The sequence below is a fragment of the Acidovorax cavernicola genome, assembly GCF_003581445.1.
The window spans coordinates 151,706-169,595 of the sequence record NZ_QXMN01000001.1 but is presented as its reverse complement, the minus strand read 5'-3'; the positions used below and the strand labels follow the sequence as shown (position 1 = coordinate 169,595).

The following is a 17,890-nucleotide window of genomic DNA, read 5'->3' as shown; positions in this document are numbered from 1 at the left end:
CGCACCATGGAATCGGCCATTCCCGAACACCTGCGCTGCCCGCGCACGCACGAGCGCCGCATGGGCAACGACTACGCCCCGCCCTACCCCGGCTGGTCGGCGCGCGCGCCTGCGGCGACGCAGCAGGTCGTGATGGGCTACTTCGGCGTGCAGTCACACGGCCCGGCGATGCAGGGCCGGGCCTGCGCCGCGCTCATGAAGATCGCCCGCGACTTCGCCCTGCCCGACGGCCCCGGCCACCACGACCTGACGCACTGCGTCGACGCCGACGGCTTCGACAACATGATCGCCATCGCCTACTGGCCCGACGCGGCGGCGTTCGAGCGCTGGTGTGCCACGCCCGCCATCGAGGCCTGGTGGAACGCCGACGAGCGACTGCATGAAGGGCTTGGCTACTTCCGCGAGATCGCGTCTCCGCGCACCGACCATTTCGAGACCCTGTTCAGCACGCCCGACCGCCTCGAGGGCGTCGGCGTGGTGATGGGCGGCGTGAGCGGTGAACTGCGGGAGCACGGCTATTGGGGATCGATGCGCGATCGACTCCCGCTCGCCCAGACGGACGCGCTCGCGCCCTCGGGCACGCGCGCGGTGATCGCCGGCACGCCGGCCCCTGGCCAGCGCGTGCGCGTCGCGGGTCACACGCACATCGCGATGATCCGCTCGGGCCAGGAGTGGACCGAGACCACCGGCCAGGAGCGCCAGCTCTACCTCGAAGACATGGCCCCGGTCCTGCGCGAAGGCATGGACTTCCTGCGCGACCAGGGCCTGCCGATCGGCTGCTACAGCAACCGCTTCATGCAGCACCTCGACGCACACGGTGCGCCGCTGCAGAAATCCTTCGGCCTGAGCTACTGGCGTTCGCTGGCCGACATGGAGCGCTGGGCCGAGTCACACCCGACGCACGTCGCGATCTTCGGCAGCTTCATGCGCTACGTGCAGGCGCTGAACTTCGATCTGCGCCTGCGCCTGTACCACGAGGTGTCGGTGCTGAAGGCCGACGAGCAAAGCTACGAGTACATCAACTGCCACGCGCGCAGCGGGCTGATGAACGGGCTCGCGCCCGCCGCCTGAAGACCGTGCGCGCCGCGGAGCTCAGGCTGCGAACAGTTCCTTGTGCTCTGCCCGCAGCAGCGCCTTCTGCACCTTCCCCATCGTGTTGCGCGGCAGTTCCGGCACGACGAAGCAGCGCTTCGGGATCTTGAAGTTCGCAAGCTTGGCCTTGAGTTCCGCCACGATCGCATCTGCATCGACGGTCGCGCCCGACTTGGGGATCACGATGGCCACGCCGACTTCGCCGAAGTCGGGGTGCGGCACGCCGATCACCGCGCTTTCGGCCACGCCGGCCATCTCGTTGATGTAGCCCTCGATCTCGGCCGGGTAGACGTTGTAGCCGCCGCTGATGATCAGGTCCTTGCTGCGCCCGACGATGGTGATGTAGCCGCGCGCGTCGATCTTGCCCACGTCGCCGGTCTTGAAGAAGCCGTCGGCGGTGAATTCTTCCTTCGTCTTCTCGGGCATGCGCCAGTAGCCGGCAAACACGTTGGGGCCCTTCACCTGGATGCCGCCGATCTCGTCCGTCGGCAGGTCCTTGCCTTCGTCGTCGCGAACGCGCAGTTGCACGCCGGGCAGCGCGAAGCCAACGGTGCCGCCGCGGCGCTCGCCCTTGGCGGCGTCATACGGGTTGGACGTGAGCATGGCGGTCTCGCTCATGCCGTAGCGTTCGAGGATGGTATGGCCGGTGCGCTCGCGCCATTCGTCGAAGGTCTCGATCAGGAGCGGCGCCGAGCCGGCGACGAACAGACGCATGTTGCGCACGGCCTCGCGCGTGAGGCCCGGCTCGGCCAGCAGGCGCACATAGAGCGTGGGCACGCCCATGAACACGGTGGCCTCGGGCAGCTTGGCGACGATGCGCTTCGGGTCGAACTTCGAAAACCACAGGATCTTGCTGCCGTTGAGCAGCGCGCCGTGCAGCGCCACGAACAGGCCGTGCACGTGGAAGATGGGCAGCGCGTGAATGAGCACGTCACCCTTCTTCCAGCCCCAGTAGGTCTTGAGCACCTCGGCGTTCGACAGCAGGTTGCGGTGCGTGAGCATCGCGCCCTTGCTGCGGCCCGTGGTGCCGCTGGTGTAGAGGATGGCGGCGAGGTCGTCGGCCTTCTTGATGGCCACGGTGTGCTTGTCGCTGCAGCGCGCCGCCGCATCGAGCAGTGTGCCGGTGCGGTCGTCGTCCAGCGTGAACACATGGCGCGTGCCGGCCGCCTCGGCAATGGGTCGCACCCAGGCCGCGTTGCGGCCAGTGCATACGACCACGGCGGGCTCGGCGTTGCCGATGAAGTATTCGATCTCGGCGCTCTGGTAGGCCGTGTTGAGCGGCAGGAAGACGTAGCCCGCGCGCAGGGTCGCGAGGTACAACAGCATGGCTTCGACCGATTTCTCGACCTGCACCGCGACGCGCGCGCCCTTCTCGAGCTTCAGGCCGTCGAGCAGGTTGGCGATCATCGCGCTGGCGCGGTCGAGGTCGCGCCACGAATAGTGCAGGCCGTTGTCGGTCTCGACCGCAATGGCGTCGAGATCGGCGGGGAATGCTGCGCGCAGCGCGGCGAACAGATTGGCGTTGGGAGGAGAGGCTTTCTTCTTCATCGGACAGCTCGAAAAGTCAAAAATTCGGGGTGCGCTTGGCCAGGAAGGCGTCGATGCCTTCGCGGTGTTCGGGGGAGTCGGCGTAGTCGTAGGCCGTGGCCAGCAATTGCTGCGCCGCGGCCCCGCCCGCCTTCAGCGCCGTGAAGGTGGCCTTGTGCAGGCGCGCGGCCTGCGGAGACAGCGCCGCGATGCGCGCCGCATGCGCCTGCGCGGCGGCCGGCACCTCGGCGTCGGGCAGCACGTGCAGGAGAAAACCGGCGTCGTACAAGCGCTGCGCGCCGTGAACGCCGGCGGCCAGCAGCATGTCGCGCGCCAGCACGTCGCCGATGGCGCCATGCACCAATGCGGCTTCGCGCGGCGCCATCGGAAAGCCAAGCTTCGCGATCGGCGCGCCGAACTTCGACGAGGCGCCGGCCAGGCGGATGTCGCAGCAGCTCGCAATCTCGACGCCCGCGCCCATGCAGGCGCCTTCGATCTGCGCGACCAGCGGCTGCGGGCAGTCGAGCATCGCCTGCAGCGCGGCCCACACTTCGTTCTCGTGGAATTCGCGCAGGCCCGCCTCTTCGAAGCGGAACGAGGGGTACTCGGAAATGTCGCCGCCCGCGCAGAAGGCACCGCCCTCCCCGCGCACGACGACGCAGCGCAGCGCGGCGTTGCCGTCATCGCTGCGCAGGCCGTCGAACACCGCCCGCAACTCGCGCCACATGGCGCGCGTCATGGCATTCAGGCGCCCCGGGTTCGACAGCGTGACGACCGCCACGGCGCCTTCGCGGCGCAGCGAGACCTGCCGATCCGTCATTCGAGCTTGGCGCCCGAGGCCTTCACGACGGTGGCCCATCGCTTGATCTCGGCGTTGATGAAGCTGCCGTAGGCGCCGGTCGTGACGTTCGGAATCTCGGAGCCGTTCTGGGCCCAGATGGCTTTCAGCTCGTCGGTGCCGAGCGCCTTCTTCATGGTGTCGATGATGTGCGTCTGCGCATCGGCCGGGGTGCCCTTGGGTGCCCAGAGGCCATACCACGTGGTAACGGTGTAGTCGGGCAGGCCGACCTCGGCCGCGCAGGGCACGTCGGGGAATGCGGGGTTGCGCTTGGCGCCCGCGACCATCAGCGCCTTGATGCGCCCGCCCTTGATGTGCTGCGCCGACGAGCCCAGGCCGTCGAACATCAGGTCGACGTTGCCCGAGATCAGGTCGGACAGCGCCGGGCCCGCGCCGCGGTACGGGATGTGCGTGATGAAGGTGCCGGTCTGCAGCTTGAACAGCTCGCCCGCCAGATGGTGCGAGGTGCCCGAGCCGGCCGAGCCGTAGTTGAGCTTGCCAGGGTTGCGCTTGGCAGTGGCGATCAGCTCCTGGATGGTCGCGGCCTGCACCCGCTTCGGGTTGACCACCACCACCTGCGGCACGTTGGCCAGCAACATCAGGGGCACGAAGTCTTTCTCGAGGTCGTAGTCGAGCTTGGGGTAGATCGACGGCGCGATGGCGTGGTGCACCGCGCCCATGAAGAGCGAGTAGCCGTCGGCGGGCGCCTTGGCGGCGATGCTCGCACCCACGGTGCCGCCCGCGCCGCCGCGGTTGTCGATGACCAGCGTCTGGCCTGCCGCACGCGCGAACTGGGCCGACAGCGGCCGCGCGAAGGCGTCCGTGCCTCCACCGGCCGGGAACGGCACCACCATGGTCACCGGCTTGGTCGGCCACCCTTGCGCGCGCGCGCCACCGCAAAGGGCTACGGCCCCGGCAGCGGCGGCCGCGCGCAGAACATCGCGTCGTTGAAAACTCTGTTGCGTCATCTGTCTTGTCTCCTGTCGTCGTCGTTGTGGATGTTGCCGCCCTCCGGCGGTCAAGGTGCGGGCCGCAGCGCTGCCGCGGCGAAGCGAACGGACTCAGCCTTTCTTGAGGAACAGGCCTTCGATGTCTCCCGAAACCGCGATCTTGCCCTCGGCCAGCCAAGCACGATGCCGGTCCAGCCGCTTGAGGTCATACAGGTAGTTGACCATGAGCCCGTACGACTGCTTGAGCCCCTTGGCCGACGGGTCGCCGGCCCAGTTGAGGCGCTCGACGCGCGCGCCGTTGCCCAGGTGAAAGCGCGCCACCGGGTCGGCCGGCGTGCCGTCGACCAGCGTGCGGCCCAGGTATTCGGCGGTGGCCTGCAGCAGCCACTGGCGCAGCGGCGACTTGGCATCGAGTTCCGCCGCCGCATCCACCGCCGCCAGCAGGCGCTCGGCGGTGGGCGGCACCGAACCGACGAGGCGGCCGAGCTCGGCTTCGCGCTTCTCGTCCAGGCGCGGCAGCAGCTCGGCGGCGTTCTTCGCGAGCCAGGCGCGCAGGCCTGGAATGGGCGACAGCGTGGCGAAGGTCTTCAGGCGCGGCAGCTCGTCCTGCAAGGTCTCGACCACGCGCTTGATGAGCGAGTCGCCGAAGCTCACGCCGCGCAGTCCGGTTTGCGTGTTGCTGATCGAATAGAAGATCGCGGTGGTTGCCTTGGCCGGCTGCACCGGCACGGCGGCCTCGTCGAGCAGCGGCGTGATGCCGTCGCTGATGCGGTCGACCAGCGCCACCTCGACGAAGATCAGCGGTTCATTCGGCAGGCGCGGATGGAAGAAGCCGTAGCAGCGGCGATCGCTGTCGTCGAGCCGGTTCTTCACGTCGGACCAGCTCTTGATGTCGTGCACCGCTTCGTAGCGGATGAGTTTCTCGATCAGCGAGGCCGGCGAATCCCAGTCGATGCGGCGCAGTTCGAGGAAGGCCACGTCGAACCAGGTGGAAAACAGGTGCTCCAGTTCGGCCTCGAGCGCGAGCAGGCGCTTGTCGGACTTCAGGCACGGCAGCAAGTCGGCACGCAGATCGACCAGGAAGCGCATGCCGCCGGGCTCCACCGCGAAGCGCTGCAGCAGCCGCATGCGCGGCGACACCAGCGCGCGGCGCAGGCGCAGCTCGGCCTGCCCTTCGTCGGGCGTGCCGACGGCGCTCTGGTGCTGGTCGCGCGCGGTCTTGAGCTTGCCCGCATCGGCGGCGAAATGCTCGCTCATGAGTGCCCAGTAGTCGCGACGCTCTTCGGGCGAGGCGCCGGCGTAGGCCTGCGCGATGGCATGGGCGCGGCGGCCGCCCTCGACCTCGCTCACGCGCGGATCGATCACGGCCTGCAGCTCGGCCAGCACGCGGCGCAGCGTGCGCGGCGACAGCGCCTCGTCGGCCTTGCGCAGCGTGGCCTGCAGCCGCTCGGCGGTGGTGCGGGCGCTGGGCTTAGGCGTGTGGCGGGCCGAGCCCTTCGCGGCGCCATTGCTCGCCACGGGGACCTTGGACGATTCGCCCATGCGCAGGCGCGCCTGGAACCACTCGGTCGCACTCATCGATCTGCTCCTGTGCCGTTGGCCATGTCAGGGGTGACGGGGGTGGTGATGGCGATGCGTGTCACGGCATCACCCGGGATTTCTGCTGTTGCATCACTTCGCGCAAGGCTTCGCGCTGGCGCGTCATGTGGGTGCGCATGGCGGCGTCGGCGCCCTCGCTGTCACGCGCCTTGAGCGCCGCGAACACGGCCAGGTGCTCCGACAGGCTCTGGTCGAGCCGCCCCGGCGCGTGCAGCTGCTGCAGCCGCGCGAGCTTCAAGATCTTGCGCAGGTCGCCGATGACCTGCGCCAGCCACTTGTTGTCGGCGAGCTTGATGATCGCCTCGTGAATGATGTGGTTGGTGGCGTAGTAGTCGTTGATGCGCCTGGCCTTGGCGTGGCGCACCAGGCGCTCGTGCAGCGCATCGAGCTCGTTCAGCTCGGCGTCGCTGGCGTTGCGCGCGGCCTCGTAGGCGCAGCGCCCTTCGAGCAGCGCGATGACCGGAAAGATCTCGTCGAGGTCGCGCTCGGTCACCTCGTTCACGAAGCAGCCGCGGCGTGGCTCGTGGCGCAGCAGGCCTTCGGCGGTGAGCACCTTCAGCGCCTCGCGCAGCGGCGTGCGCGAGATCGACAGCCGCTCGCACAGCGCCACCTCGTCCACGAAGCTGCCGGGCGCCAGCGTGCCGTCGAAGATCTGCTCGCGCAGCGTGGCGGCGACTTCGTCGTGGAGGGAATTGGGGACCAGGCGCATGCGTTGTGGACTTGGGAAGCCGGTGGCGTTTCGCGTAATTTCCTGTAATTACGCATAATTGTGAGGGGACTGTTCACGCGATGCAAGGGCCTCGCGCTGCCCTATCGACTCGGAATTACCCTGAGACGAACGAAAAAAAGCGGCGCGCCCCCGAAGGTGCTGCGCCGCGTTGTGCGGATGCGTGTGCGGTCAGGCGCGCGCGGCGCTGCCGGCCTTCCCTGCCCGGCCGAACCAGAACCACAGCGCGATGCCGGCGATCACCATCGGCACGCTGAGCCACTGGCCCTGGCTCAGGCTGAGCGCGCGCAGCCCCAGGAAATCGTCGGGCTCGCGGAAGTACTCGGCCACGAAGCGCAGCACGCCGTAGCCGATGAGGAACACGGCAGCCACCTGCCCCTGCTTGCGCTCCTTGCGCGCGTAGAGCCACATCACGACGAACAGCAGCAGCCCTTCGAGCAGGAACTGGTAGACCTGCGACGGATGGCGCGGCAGCGTCGATCCGCTTTGCGGAAACACCATGCCCCACGGCAGGTCGGGACTGCTGAAGCGGCCCCACAGCTCACCATTGATGAAATTGCCCACGCGCCCCGCCGCCAGGCCGGTCGGCACGCAGGGTGCGACGAAGTCCATCACCTGCCAGAACGGCCGTGCACGCGAGCGCGCGAACCACACCATGGCGCCGATCACGCCGAGCAGACCGCCGTGAAAGCTCATGCCGCCCTGCCACACGTAGAGGATCTCGAGCGGGTGCGTGAGGTAGTACTCGGGCTTGTAGAACAGGCAATAGCCGAGCCGGCCGCCAACGATGACGCCCATCACGCCGAGAAACAGGATGTCTTCGATGTCCTTGCGTTGCCACACGCCAGCCGTGGCCAGCGAGCGGAACGGCTCGTGGCGCAGGCGACGCGTGCCGAGAAAGTAGAACAGCGCGAAGGCCGCCAGGTAGGTCAGGCCGTACCAGTGAATGGCCACCGGCCCCAGCTGCAAAGCGACGGGATTGATCTGCGGATACATGAGCATCCGCGGATTGTGCCGTGGCGGGATGACGCCGCCGCCGTCGCGGGGGCATTCAGGGCAATGGCAATCTCAGCGCCCGAACTTCCACCACAGCAGCCCCGCCACCACTGCAGGCACCGCGAAGACGAACAGGAAGATCGGCAGCTCCTCGGCCACCGAGTACCCGGCCTTGAGCACGCCCACGGCCATGTTGATGCCCGCGCCGATGAACCACGCCGGAATGAACCACTTGGCCGCCGCGGCCAGCGCCATCGACGAGCCGTCGCCCATGAAGCGCCCGCCCAGAAGAAACACCACCAGCAGCGCGAAGCCGCCCCCTATCACCATGACTGTGTGCATCTGCGTTGTCCTCCTGATGGCATCTTGCCCGATGTGGCCGGGTCAGCGCGTGGTGTAGCCACCGTTGGCGAAGATCGTCTGGCCCGTGATCCACCAGCCCTCGGTGACCAGGAAGCGCACGATGGGCGCGATGTCCTCGATGTCGGTGAGCCCCTTCTTCGAGTACTTGCTCAGCGCGGCGGCGGTGCTGTGGTACGCCACGGCCTCGGGGCTTTCCTGGCCGTAGAAGAACGGCGTGTCCATCGGGCCGGGGCCGATGGCATTCACCGAGATGCCGCGGTCGCCGAACTCCTTGGAGGCTGCGCGCGTGTAGTGCTCCACCGCCGCCTTCGCCGCCGGATAGATCGCATAGAACGGCGTGTAGGCCGCGAGCAGCGAGCTCACCAGCGTCACGATGCTGCCGCCGTCGGCCAGCGTGCGGCCGGCCTGCTGAATGAAGAAGAAGGCCGCCTTGGCATTGGCGTCGAAGCTCTTGTCGTAGTCGGCCTCGGTGATGTCCAGGATCGGCTTCTTGATCACCACGCCCGCCGTGTTGATTGCCAGGTCGACCTGCCCGAAGTGCTTCACCGCCTGGTCGAACAGCTTCACGTTGTTCTCGACCACCGCGAGGTCGCCCTGCACCAGCAGCGTGTCGGCGCCCTTGACCTTCAGTGCGGCGGCGGTCTGCTCGGCCTCGGCGCGCGAACCGTCGCTGTTGTAGTGGATGGCGATGCCCCGGGCGCCGCCGTCGACCAACTGGTGGGCGATGAGGGCACCGAGGTTCTTGCCACCGCCGGCGATGACGGCAACCTTGTTCTTGAGCGTGCGTGCGGACATGGATGAACTCCTCTGGATGAATGAAAAACCCGAGAGACCCGGGAAAGGATGTGTGACCGAGCCGCCAGTCTATTGATCGCCAAGTTGCAGATAAATCATTCATTCAAGGCTAGACTGTTCTGAAATTCACGAACAATCAGCTCCCTCGCCATGGACCGCATCGAACTCCTCCAGGTCTTCCTGCGCGTGGCCGAAACCGGCAGCTTCACGCGCGCCGCCGACCGTCTAGCGCTGCCGCGCGCCACCATATCGACCGCCATCCAGCAGCTCGAGGCACGCCTGGGCTCGCGCCTGCTGCATCGCACCACGCGCCGCGTGGGCCTCACACCCGACGGCGAGGTGTTGCTCGAACGGGCCCGCGCGCTGGTCGCCGACATGGAAGACATGGAGCAGCAGTTCCAGCCCGCGCACAGCAGCGTGAGCGGCCGGCTGAAGGTCGATGTGCCCAGCCGCATCGCACGGCTGCTGATCGCCCCGGCGCTGCCGGACTTCCTTGCGCAGCATCCAGCGGTCGAACTGGAACTGGGTTCCAGCGACCGCGCGGTCGATCTCGTGCTCGAAGGGGTGGACTGCGCCTTGCGTGTCGGCCCGCTGGCGAGCAGCAGCCTCGTGGCGCGGCCGCTGGGGCATTTCACGCTCATCAACTGCGCGAGCCCGGCCTACCTTGCGCAGCACGGCACGCCGCGCACGCCGGCTGATCTGCCGCAGCACTTCGCGATCAACTACGCCTCGCCGACCAGTGGCCGCGCCGCGCCCTGGGAATGGCAGTTGCGCGATGGCGAAACCCAGACGCTGCGCCTTCGCAGCCGCGTGGCGGCGAACAACGCCGAGACCTACATTGCGTGTGCATTGGCCGGGCTGGGCATGATCCAGATTCCCGCCTACGACGTGCGCGCGCACCTGGCGAACGGCGAGCTGGTCGAGGTGCTGCCCGACGCACGTGCCGAGCCGCTGCCGGTGCACCTCGTGTATCCGCACCGGCGCAACCTCTCGCGGCGGGTGCAGGCCTTCGCGGGCTGGCTCGATGCGCTGCTGACGGCCTCGCTGGACGCGCCCTCGCCCGCGCCCGCCGGCCGGGCGTCACGCAGCCTCTGAGTTGGGGGTCGGCGCGCGCCCTGCCCGCTCGCGCACGAAGTCCACGAAGCGCGCCAGCGCCGGATGCGAGGCCTGCGCGGGCCAGACCAGGCTGGTCTCGCACACCGGCAGGGTCACGCGGCGGCGCCCCACGCCCTGGAACTCGTTGACCTGCCGGTAGACCACGCCCGCGCGCCGGAACTGCATCACGCTGTGCGGCACCCAGGCCGCGCCGATGCCGCCCGACACGAGGTTGACGATGGTCTGCATCTGGATCGCCTCCTGCGCCACCTGCGGCGTGCGCCCGGCCGCGTGGTACAGGCCGAAGATCGCGTCGTGCAGCGACGGCACGATGCGGCGCGGAAAGATCACCAGCGGCTCGGCCAGCACCTCGGCCAGCGGCACGGGCCGCGCCTCGGCCAGCCGGTGCTGGGCGGGCAGCGCGAGCACCAGGGGCTCCACCTCGACCGGCAGACAGGCCAGCCCCGGCGGCGCGGCGCCCGGCGAATGCAGCATCAGGCCGGCGTCGATCTCGCCGCGCGCGAAGGCTTCGAGCTGCACGTCGCCGGTGGCTTCCACCAGTTCGAGCGCCACCTCGGGGCAGAGCACACGGAACTCGCGCACCCAGGCCGGCAATTGCTCGAAGCCGACCGTCGAGACGAAGGCGATGCGCACACGCCCCACCTGCCCCGCCGCCGCCGCGCGCGCCCGTGCCGGCAGGGCCTGGGCCCGTGCCAGCAGCTCGCGCACGTCGGGCAGCAGCGCCTCGCCCGCCGGCGTGAGGGCCACGCGGCGGCGCGTGCGGTCGAACAGCACCACGCCCAGCGTTTTCTCGAGCTGGGCGATGGCCTGCGTGACCGGCGGCTGCGTCATGTGCAGGCGCTGGGCGGCGCGGCCGAAGTGCAGTTCTTCGGCCACGGCCACGAACTGGCGCCAGGCGCGCAGGTCGATGAGGGCTTCATTCATATGCCAAGCATATCAATTGATGCATCAAATTGGATTGGAACCAATCAATCAGAAGTCCGATACTTGGCGCTCCCCTCACGTTCTCCCCACGACAGAAGAGACACCATGGACACCAAGACGATCCAGATCAATCGCCGCAGCGCGAACATCACCGAAGGCAAGAGCCGCGCGCCCAACCGCTCGATGTTCTACGCCATGGGCTACCAGGAAGGCGACTTCAAGAAGCCGATGGTCGGCGTCGCCAACGGCCACAGCACCATCACGCCCTGCAACTCGGGCCTGCAGAAGCTGGCCGACGCGGCCATCGAAGGCATCGAGGAAGCCGGCGGCAACGCACAGGTGTTCGGCACGCCCACCATCTCCGACGGCATGGCCATGGGCACCGAAGGCATGAAGTACTCGCTGGTGAGCCGCGAAGTCATCTCCGACTGCATCGAGACCTGCGTCGGCGGCCAGTGGATGGACGGCGTGCTGGTGGTCGGCGGCTGCGACAAGAACATGCCCGGCGGCCTCATGGGCATGCTGCGCGCCAACGTGCCGGCGATCTACGTCTACGGCGGCACCATCCTCCCGGGCAAGTACAAGGGCCAGGACCTGAACATCGTGAGCGTGTTCGAAGCCGTGGGCCAGAACGCCGCCGGCAACATGAGCGACGAAGACCTGCTCGAGATCGAGAAGCGCGCCATCCCCGGCACCGGCTCGTGCGGCGGCATGTACACCGCCAACACGATGTCCAGCGCGTTCGAGGCGCTGGGCATCTCGCTGCCCTACTCCTCGACCATGGCGAACCCGCACGATGAGAAGGCCAACTCGGCCAAGGAATCGGCCAAGGTGCTGATCGAGGCGATCAAGAAAGACCTGAAGCCGCGCGACATCGTGACCAAAAAGGCCATCGAGAACGCCGTGGCGGTCATCATGGCCACCGGCGGCTCGACCAACGCGGTGCTGCACTTCCTGGCCATCGCGCACGCCGCCGGCGTCGAGTGGTCCATCGACGACTTCGAGCGCATGCGCAAGAAGGTCCCGGTCATCTGCGACCTGAAGCCCTCGGGCAAATATCTCGCGGTCGACCTGCACCAGGCCGGCGGCATTCCGCAGGTCATGAAGGTGCTGCTGAAGGCCGGTCTGCTGCATGGTGATTGCATCACCATCAGCGGCCAGACGATTGCCGAAGTGCTGAAGGACGTGCCCGACGTGCCGCGTGCCGACCAGGACGTGATCCGCCCGATCGACAACCCGATGTACGAAGAAGGCCACCTGGCGATCCTGAAGGGCAACCTGTCGCCCGAAGGCGCAGTCGCCAAGATCACCGGCCTGAAGAACCCGGTCATCACCGGCCCGGCCCGTGTGTTCGACGACGAGCAGTCGGCGCTCAAGGCCATCCTCGACGGCAAGATCGTGGCCGGCGACGTGATGGTGCTGCGCTACCTCGGCCCCAAGGGCGGCCCGGGCATGCCGGAAATGCTGGCCCCCACCGGTGCGCTGATCGGTGCCGGCTTGGGCGAAAGCGTCGGCCTCATCACAGACGGCCGCTTCTCGGGCGGCACCTGGGGCATGGTGGTCGGCCACGTCGCGCCGGAAGCGGCAGCGGGCGGCACGATCGCGTTCGTCAACGAAGGCGACTCGATCACCATCGACGCGCACAAGCTGGTGCTCGAACTGAACGTGCCCGAAGCCGAGCTGGCCAAGCGCCGCGAAGGCTGGACGCCGCCGGCCCCACGCTACACGCGCGGCGTGCAGGCCAAGTTCGCGTTCAACGCATCGAGCGCGAGCTCGGGCGCGGTGCTCGACAAGTTCTGACGCGAAATCAGCCCATCATCCACGCGCCGTAGCCGAAGGCCGCAAAGCCCAGGCCGACGATCGCGAAGATGGCTCGGGCTTCGAAATCCATCGCCGGGGGAAAGCTCTGCACGACGAAGTGCAGCAACGCCCCCGCGCCGATGGTGAGAAAGCCCGCCCCGAACTGCTTCATCGCACTCGGGTCGGGATAGAGAAACACCAGCGCGAAGCCGGCGAGGAACACCACGTTCGCCAGCACCGTGCCGCGCGTGCGCCACTTCTTCTGCATGAGCGTGGGTTCGCGCACCGGCGCCGGTCGCCCCTTGCGGCCTTCCTTGAACGCCATGCCGGTGAAGAAGAGGCCGAACATCGTCGGAAAGCCACCGAAGAGGGCAAGCCCCCAGACGATGCCCCACACGTTCTGGAAGTCGGCCACCAAGGCCTTGGCGGGGTCGGCGGTGCTGTAGCGCACCTCGACCGCATCGCCCCACTCCTTTTCCGACAGGCTGCCGCCGAGCCCCTTGACACGGCGCTTCTGCCCGTCGGCGGCGGTGTATTCGACAACGGGCGCGCGCGTGGTGGTCACGTAGCCCTTGCTGTCCTTGCTGCGCTCTTCCACGAATTCGACCAGGCTGCCTTGCGTGCTGGTCGTGCCCACGATCGACTGGTAGCGCTGCCAGCCCACCGTGACCGCGCCGTACAGGCCGGCGCAGCCGATCAGCAACGCACCGACGCCGACACCCCAGAAGAAGGTCTTGAAACGCCCGACCAGCGCGCCGACCGCAGGCCCGACCAGCAGCGACAACCCGAAGACCAGCAAGGCATGGGTGGCGGCTTCGTCGTCCATGGCGCGCGTCCAGTCGGCATGCGGCGCGGGTGGCGGGGCCTTGTTTTCAGCGGCGCGGGCGCTGCTGCCCGTTGCTGGTGCGCAGGCCCATGTTGGTCTTCTGGCGGTCGATGCGCTCCTGCTTGCGACGGTTTTCGCGCTCGATGACCTTGCGCTTGGTATAGCCCGACGAATCGGCCCAGGCCCACCATGCCAGAGCCATTGCGAACGGGCTCAGCACGATCCACCAGCTCCAGCCGGCGACCATGCCTACTTCGAGATATTTGAGGGCCACGCCGAGCAGGCCCAAGAGCAGAAACCACATCGCGAATCCCTTCGAGTTGGTCGGCATCGCCGCCGGTGCAGGTGCACCGCGCTACCTACAATCGCGTTGAATCGAATGTAACTCAGCCCTTACGAAAACAATCCCCATGAAAAGAACGATGTTGATGGCAGTCCTGGGTCTCGGCCTCGCGGCACCTGCCTTCGCGGACCTGGCCCTGGCCACGTCGAAGAACTGCATGAGCTGCCACGCGGTCGAGCGCAAGGTGCTCGGCCCCTCGTTCAAGGACATCGCGGCCAAGTACAAGGACGACAAGGGTGCGGCCAACACGCTCGCCACCAAGATCATCAAGGGCGGCGCCGGCGTGTGGGGCCCGGTGCCGATGCCGGCCAACAACCAGGTCAGCGAAGCGGATGCGAAGAAGCTCGCGGCCTGGGTACTGTCGACGAAGTAAGAGAAAAGAAAAGAGCGGCGCGCCCGATCAGAGCGTCGGGTTGATGTCGCTGGGCAGCGGCCGGCGCTCGATGCGGTCCTCGAGCTGCCCGATGTGCGCCGCCACCGTGTTGTCGGTCTGGTCCGAACGCAGCTTGACCGCGCTTTCCAGCTGATCCATTCGCGCCAGCAGCGCGGTGTGACGGTCGGCGTTGTGCGACATGTGCTGCTTCTCCTGCGCTTCCAGGAAGTTGCGCAGTTCGGTGAAGCGCGAGGCCTCGGCCTTGTCGGCGAGGTCGCGCTGGGTCTGCATTTCCTTGGTGTGGCGCTTGGTCTCGAGCAGCACCGAACTGTGCAGGTACAGCACATACACGAGGAAGAAGGCCGCGAGCACGGCCGTGAGCCCCAGCATGATCAGCCCCAGCGGCGCCGACACGCTCATGAAGCCGAGCCACACGTCGGTCGGGGCCGACAGCGTGCCCCAGTTCAGCGCGGCGAGCCCCGCGATGAGCAGCACGATGACGAAAAGAAAAGCGGATCTCACGCCCATGTGGCGCCTCCTTGCAAAAGATCGAACACGGTGACAACAACGGCCGCGCGCACAGCGTGACGCGGCGATGACACCGGTTGTACCTCAGCCCGGAGGCCACTTCGGCGGACATGACCGTACAAACGGCCATGTCCTACACCTCTGCTCAGCAGGTTCGTGACAACTGTTCCGGATTGGCCGGATCCGGCCAATCCTCGGTGCAGTTTGTCAGTTGGTCTCCGACAACTGATCCAGGATCGCCGGATTTTCGAGTGTCGAGGTGTCCTGCGTGATCGCCTCACCCTTGGCGATGCTGCGCAGCAGGCGCCGCATGATCTTGCCGCTGCGCGTCTTGGGCAGGTTGTCGCCGAAGCGGATGTCCTTGGGCTTGGCGATGGGGCCGATTTCCTTGGCGACCCAGGCACGCAGTTCGTTGGCGATCTGCTTGGCCTCCTCGCCCGTCGGGCGCGAGCGCTTGAGCACGACGAAGGCGCACACCGCCTCGCCCGTCACGTCGTCGGGACGGCCCACCACCGCGGCTTCGGCCACGAGGTCGGTCTTGGACACCAGCGCCGATTCGATTTCCATCGTGCCCAGTCGGTGACCCGACACGTTGAGCACGTCGTCGATGCGGCCCGTGATGCGGAAGTAGCCGCGGTCGGCACTGCGTACCGCGCCGTCGCCGGCCAGGTAGATCGTGCCGCCCATCTCCTCGGGGAAGTAGCTCTTCTTGAAGCGCTCGGGGTCGTTCCAGATCGTGCGGATCATCGAGGGCCAGGGCCGCTTGATGACCAGCATGCCGCCCGCGCCGTTGGGCAGGTCCTTGCCCGTCTCGTCGACGATGGCGGCCATGATGCCCGGCAGCGGCAAGGTGCACGAACCCGGCACCAGCGGCGTGGCGCCCGGCAGCGGCGTGATGACGTGGCCGCCGGTCTCGGTCTGCCAGAAGGTGTCGACGATCGGGCAGCGCTCGCCGCCGATGTTCCGGTGGTACCACATCCACGCTTCCGGATTGATCGGCTCGCCGACCGAGCCGAGGATGCGCAGGCTGGTCAAGTCCCAGTTCTTCGGGTGCACCTTCTCGTCGCCTTCGGCGGCCTTGATGAGCGAGCGGATCGCGGTGGGCGCGGTGTAGAACACGCTGACCTTGTGCTTCTCGATCATTTCCCAGAAGCGGCCTGCGTGCGGGAAGGTCGGGATGCCTTCGAACACGACCTGCGTGGCGCCGGCCGCGAGCGGGCCGTAGGCAACGTAGGTGTGGCCGGTGATCCAGCCGATGTCGGCGGTGCACCAGAACAGGTCTTCGGGGCGGATGTCGAAGGTCCAGTCCATCGTGAGCTTGGCCCACAGCAGGTAGCCGCCGGTGGCGTGCTGCACGCCCTTGGGCTTGCCCGTGGAGCCCGAGGTGTAGAGGATGAACAGCGGGTGCTCGGCGTTGACCGGCACGGGCGCGCATTCGGTGCTCTGCCCCGCCAGCGCTTCGGTGAAGGTCTTGTCGCGGCCCTCGACGCGGTTCCACGCGCTGGGGGTGCGCTCGTACACGAGCACGGTCTTGAGCGTGTCGCAGCCGCCGAGCGCGATGCCGTCGTCGACGATGGCCTTCAGCGGCAGTTCCTTGCCGCCGCGCAGCTGGTAGTTGGCGGTGATGACAGCCACGGCGCCGGCGTCGATGATGCGCTCCTGCAGCGCCTTGGCCGAGAAGCCGCCGAAGACCACGCTGTGGGTGGCGCCGATGCGCGCGCAGGCCTGCATGGCCACCACGCCCTCGATGGTCATCGGCATGTAGATGATGACGCGGTCGCCCTTCTGGATGCCCTGCGCCTTGAGCGCGTTGGCGAACTGGCTCACGCGGGCCAGCAGCTCCTTGTAGGTGACGCGGGTGATGGCGCCGTCGTCGGCTTCGAAGACGATCGCGGTCTTGTTCTCTACCGGGGTGCCGATGTGTTTGTCGAGGCAGTTGGCGCTGGCGTTGAGCTCACCGTCGCCGAACCATTCGTAGAACGGCGCCTTGGATTCGTCGAGCGTGCGGGTGAAGGGCTTGGTCCACTGGAGGTTGTCCTTGGCCAGCCGGGTCCAGAAGCCTTCGAAGTCCTGTTCGGCCTCCTTGCACAGCGCCTCGTAGGCCGCCATGCCGGCGATGCGGGCGCCTTCGGTGGCGCGGGCGTCAGGCGGGAACACGCGGTTCTCGACCAGGACGGATTCAATGTTCTTCGATGCGCTGCTCATGCTCTAGGTCTCCTGATTGAATGCGGCCGTAATGTCAGGGCGTGCACTTACGGCCCACTGACGGGTCGATGTTAGTTCGCAGGGGTATCACGAGTGCGTCACTGGGAGACCTCTAGAATCGCCCGACTTTTTACATCTGTTGTCTTACTTCATGTCCGCCCCCGATTCCTTCGATGCCCGGAACGCCCCCGTACCAGCGCGCAATTCCCCGCTGAAGCCGCTGCCCAGGCTCATCTTCGCGAGCCGCTGGCTGCAGCTGCCGCTGTACCTGGGGCTGATCGTGGCCCAGGGCGTGTACGTGGTGCACTTCCTGGTCGAGCTGCTGCATCTGGTCGAAGCCGCCTTCGGCAACAAGGACGCGCTGCAGGCCTTGATCGCGAGCATCGGCTACAAGACCACCGCCCCGGTCGGCGCGCTCAACGAGACGGTGATCATGCTGGTGGTGCTGGCGCTGATCGACGTCGTGATGATTTCCAACCTGCTCATCATGGTGATCGTGGGCGGCTACGAAACCTTCGTGAGCCGCATGGACCTCGAAGGCCATCAGGACCAGCCCGAGTGGCTGAGCCACGTGAACGCCTCGGTGCTCAAGGTGAAGCTGGCCACCGCCATCATCGGCATCAGCTCGATCCACCTGCTCAAGACCTTCATCAACGCGGACAACTACACCGACAAGGTGCTGATCGCGCAGACCGTGATCCACATCGCGTTCCTGTTCTCGGCCATGGCCATCGCCTACACCGACAAGCTGATGAACGAGGCGGCTGCCGCCAACCACTGACGGCACTCCCCCAGGCTTCGCGCACTTCGTGTCGCTTCTCCCTCCCCCTCGTCGGGGGCGACACCAGCGGCCCGGCCAAGCCGGTTCCGCGGTGTCCCGCGAACCGC

The 17,890-nt window shown here is 67.4% G+C and carries 18 protein-coding genes; 5 read left to right on the top strand and 13 right to left on the bottom strand.

Going from position 1 to position 17,890, the window contains the following annotated elements; all coding sequences use genetic code 11:
* The first annotated feature begins 6 nt into the window (after positions 1–6).
* A complete protein-coding gene (locus tag D3H34_RS00780) occupies positions 7–1,071 on the top strand; it encodes a phenylacetaldoxime dehydratase family protein (RefSeq protein WP_119551256.1) in 1,065 nt (354 codons plus the stop codon).
* Positions 1,072–1,092: 21 nt separating this feature from the next.
* Here D3H34_RS00780 and D3H34_RS00775 read toward each other — a convergent pair whose 3' ends face one another.
* The 8 genes from D3H34_RS00775 to D3H34_RS00740 all read right to left on the bottom strand — a co-directional run bounded on the left by D3H34_RS00775 (position 1,093) and on the right by D3H34_RS00740 (position 8,887).
* Positions 1,093–2,640 carry a malonate--CoA ligase gene (locus tag D3H34_RS00775; RefSeq protein ID WP_119551254.1) on the bottom strand — a complete coding sequence of 516 codons (1,548 nt, stop codon included), beginning with the start codon at positions 2,638–2,640 and terminating at the stop codon, positions 1,093–1,095.
* A gap of 16 nt (positions 2,641–2,656) precedes the next feature.
* Positions 2,657–3,439 carry an enoyl-CoA hydratase/isomerase family protein gene (locus D3H34_RS00770; protein ID WP_119551251.1) on the bottom strand — a complete coding sequence of 261 codons (783 nt, stop codon included), beginning with the start codon at positions 3,437–3,439 and terminating at the stop codon, positions 2,657–2,659.
* Positions 3,436–4,425, bottom strand: a complete 990-nt coding sequence (locus D3H34_RS00765) for a Bug family tripartite tricarboxylate transporter substrate binding protein (protein ID WP_119551249.1) — start codon at positions 4,423–4,425, stop codon at positions 3,436–3,438. The genes D3H34_RS00770 and D3H34_RS00765 overlap by 4 nt, the downstream gene beginning before the upstream one ends.
* 93 nt (positions 4,426–4,518) lie before the next feature.
* Positions 4,519–5,985, bottom strand: a complete 1,467-nt coding sequence (locus D3H34_RS00760) for a malonyl-CoA decarboxylase (RefSeq protein WP_119551247.1) — start codon at positions 5,983–5,985, stop codon at positions 4,519–4,521.
* Between the two features lie 61 nt (positions 5,986–6,046).
* Positions 6,047–6,715, bottom strand: coding sequence for a GntR family transcriptional regulator (locus D3H34_RS00755; RefSeq protein WP_095947770.1), 669 nt, complete (start codon positions 6,713–6,715; stop codon positions 6,047–6,049).
* Positions 6,716–6,904: 189 nt separating this feature from the next.
* The gene (gene lgt, locus D3H34_RS00750) at positions 6,905–7,735 is read right to left on the bottom strand and encodes a prolipoprotein diacylglyceryl transferase (protein ID WP_119551245.1); all 831 of its coding nucleotides are present in this window, start codon (positions 7,733–7,735) and stop codon (positions 6,905–6,907) included.
* A gap of 66 nt (positions 7,736–7,801) precedes the next feature.
* Complete coding sequence (locus D3H34_RS00745; RefSeq protein ID WP_119551243.1) at positions 7,802–8,071, bottom strand: hypothetical protein; 270 nt, start codon at positions 8,069–8,071, stop codon at positions 7,802–7,804.
* Between the two features lie 42 nt (positions 8,072–8,113).
* On the bottom strand, positions 8,114–8,887 hold the full coding sequence (locus D3H34_RS00740; protein ID WP_119551241.1) for an SDR family oxidoreductase: 774 nt from the start codon (positions 8,885–8,887) through the stop codon (positions 8,114–8,116).
* A gap of 150 nt (positions 8,888–9,037) precedes the next feature.
* Between D3H34_RS00740 and D3H34_RS00735 the strand changes: the two genes are divergently transcribed.
* Positions 9,038–9,982, top strand: a complete 945-nt coding sequence (locus D3H34_RS00735; RefSeq protein ID WP_119551239.1) for a LysR family transcriptional regulator — start codon at positions 9,038–9,040, stop codon at positions 9,980–9,982.
* On the opposite strand, the gene D3H34_RS00730 is transcribed toward D3H34_RS00735, so the two are convergent.
* A complete protein-coding gene (locus D3H34_RS00730) occupies positions 9,968–10,927 on the bottom strand; it encodes a LysR family transcriptional regulator (protein WP_119551237.1) in 960 nt (319 codons plus the stop codon). The genes D3H34_RS00735 and D3H34_RS00730 overlap by 15 nt on opposite strands.
* A gap of 105 nt (positions 10,928–11,032) precedes the next feature.
* Between D3H34_RS00730 and ilvD the strand changes: the two genes are divergently transcribed.
* The gene (gene ilvD / locus D3H34_RS00725; protein ID WP_119551235.1) at positions 11,033–12,727 is read left to right on the top strand and encodes a dihydroxy-acid dehydratase; all 1,695 of its coding nucleotides are present in this window, start codon (positions 11,033–11,035) and stop codon (positions 12,725–12,727) included.
* 7 nt (positions 12,728–12,734) lie between these two features.
* On the opposite strand, the gene D3H34_RS00720 is transcribed toward ilvD, so the two are convergent.
* Entirely contained in the window at positions 12,735–13,553 is an 819-nt protein-coding gene (locus tag D3H34_RS00720; protein WP_119551233.1) for a DUF3592 domain-containing protein, read from the bottom strand.
* Positions 13,554–13,599: 46 nt separating this feature from the next.
* Positions 13,600–13,857 carry a TIGR04438 family Trp-rich protein gene (locus D3H34_RS00715; RefSeq protein ID WP_119551913.1) on the bottom strand — a complete coding sequence of 86 codons (258 nt, stop codon included), beginning with the start codon at positions 13,855–13,857 and terminating at the stop codon, positions 13,600–13,602.
* 106 nt (positions 13,858–13,963) lie between these two features.
* Between D3H34_RS00715 and D3H34_RS00710 the strand changes: the two genes are divergently transcribed.
* Positions 13,964–14,269 carry a c-type cytochrome gene (locus D3H34_RS00710; RefSeq protein WP_119551231.1) on the top strand — a complete coding sequence of 102 codons (306 nt, stop codon included), beginning with the start codon at positions 13,964–13,966 and terminating at the stop codon, positions 14,267–14,269.
* A 27-nt stretch (positions 14,270–14,296) separates the two neighbouring features.
* Here D3H34_RS00710 and D3H34_RS00705 read toward each other — a convergent pair whose 3' ends face one another.
* Positions 14,297–14,797, bottom strand: coding sequence for a LapA family protein (locus D3H34_RS00705; RefSeq protein ID WP_119551229.1), 501 nt, complete (start codon positions 14,795–14,797; stop codon positions 14,297–14,299).
* Between the two features lie 207 nt (positions 14,798–15,004).
* Positions 15,005–17,002: an acetate--CoA ligase gene (acs, locus tag D3H34_RS00700; protein WP_119551227.1), complete on the bottom strand. Its 1,998-nt coding sequence runs from the start codon at positions 17,000–17,002 to the stop codon at positions 15,005–15,007.
* A gap of 151 nt (positions 17,003–17,153) precedes the next feature.
* Between acs and D3H34_RS00695 the strand changes: the two genes are divergently transcribed.
* On the top strand, positions 17,154–17,783 hold the full coding sequence (locus D3H34_RS00695; protein WP_119551225.1) for a YqhA family protein: 630 nt from the start codon (positions 17,154–17,156) through the stop codon (positions 17,781–17,783).
* Positions 17,784–17,890: the final 107 nt, after the last annotated feature.

Bases quoted from the DNA above. Each gene is read 5' to 3' on its own strand.
- D3H34_RS00745 (WP_119551243.1), bottom strand. From the start codon at position 8,071: ATGCACACAGTCATGGTGATAGGGGGCGGCTTCGCGCTGCTGGTGGTG.
- D3H34_RS00735 (WP_119551239.1), top strand. From the start codon at position 9,038: ATGGACCGCATCGAACTCCTCCAGGTCTTCCTGCGCGTGGCCGAAACC.
- D3H34_RS00760 (WP_119551247.1), bottom strand. From the start codon at position 5,985: ATGAGTGCGACCGAGTGGTTCCAGGCGCGCCTGCGCATGGGCGAATCG.
- D3H34_RS00770 (WP_119551251.1), bottom strand. From the start codon at position 3,439: ATGACGGATCGGCAGGTCTCGCTGCGCCGCGAAGGCGCCGTGGCGGTC.
- D3H34_RS00740 (WP_119551241.1), bottom strand. From the start codon at position 8,887: ATGTCCGCACGCACGCTCAAGAACAAGGTTGCCGTCATCGCCGGCGGT.
- acs (WP_119551227.1), bottom strand. From the start codon at position 17,002: ATGAGCAGCGCATCGAAGAACATTGAATCCGTCCTGGTCGAGAACCGC.
- D3H34_RS00765 (WP_119551249.1), bottom strand. From the start codon at position 4,425: ATGACGCAACAGAGTTTTCAACGACGCGATGTTCTGCGCGCGGCCGCC.
- D3H34_RS00720 (WP_119551233.1), bottom strand. From the start codon at position 13,553: ATGGACGACGAAGCCGCCACCCATGCCTTGCTGGTCTTCGGGTTGTCG.
- D3H34_RS00710 (WP_119551231.1), top strand. From the start codon at position 13,964: ATGAAAAGAACGATGTTGATGGCAGTCCTGGGTCTCGGCCTCGCGGCA.
- D3H34_RS00755 (WP_095947770.1), bottom strand. From the start codon at position 6,715: ATGCGCCTGGTCCCCAATTCCCTCCACGACGAAGTCGCCGCCACGCTG.
- D3H34_RS00715 (WP_119551913.1), bottom strand. From the start codon at position 13,857: ATGTGGTTTCTGCTCTTGGGCCTGCTCGGCGTGGCCCTCAAATATCTC.
- ilvD (WP_119551235.1), top strand. From the start codon at position 11,033: ATGGACACCAAGACGATCCAGATCAATCGCCGCAGCGCGAACATCACC.
- D3H34_RS00780 (WP_119551256.1), top strand. From the start codon at position 7: ATGGAATCGGCCATTCCCGAACACCTGCGCTGCCCGCGCACGCACGAG.
- D3H34_RS00705 (WP_119551229.1), bottom strand. From the start codon at position 14,797: ATGGGCGTGAGATCCGCTTTTCTTTTCGTCATCGTGCTGCTCATCGCG.
- lgt (WP_119551245.1), bottom strand. From the start codon at position 7,735: ATGCTCATGTATCCGCAGATCAATCCCGTCGCTTTGCAGCTGGGGCCG.
- D3H34_RS00695 (WP_119551225.1), top strand. From the start codon at position 17,154: ATGTCCGCCCCCGATTCCTTCGATGCCCGGAACGCCCCCGTACCAGCG.
- D3H34_RS00775 (WP_119551254.1), bottom strand. From the start codon at position 2,640: ATGAAGAAGAAAGCCTCTCCTCCCAACGCCAATCTGTTCGCCGCGCTG.
- D3H34_RS00730 (WP_119551237.1), bottom strand. From the start codon at position 10,927: ATGAATGAAGCCCTCATCGACCTGCGCGCCTGGCGCCAGTTCGTGGCC.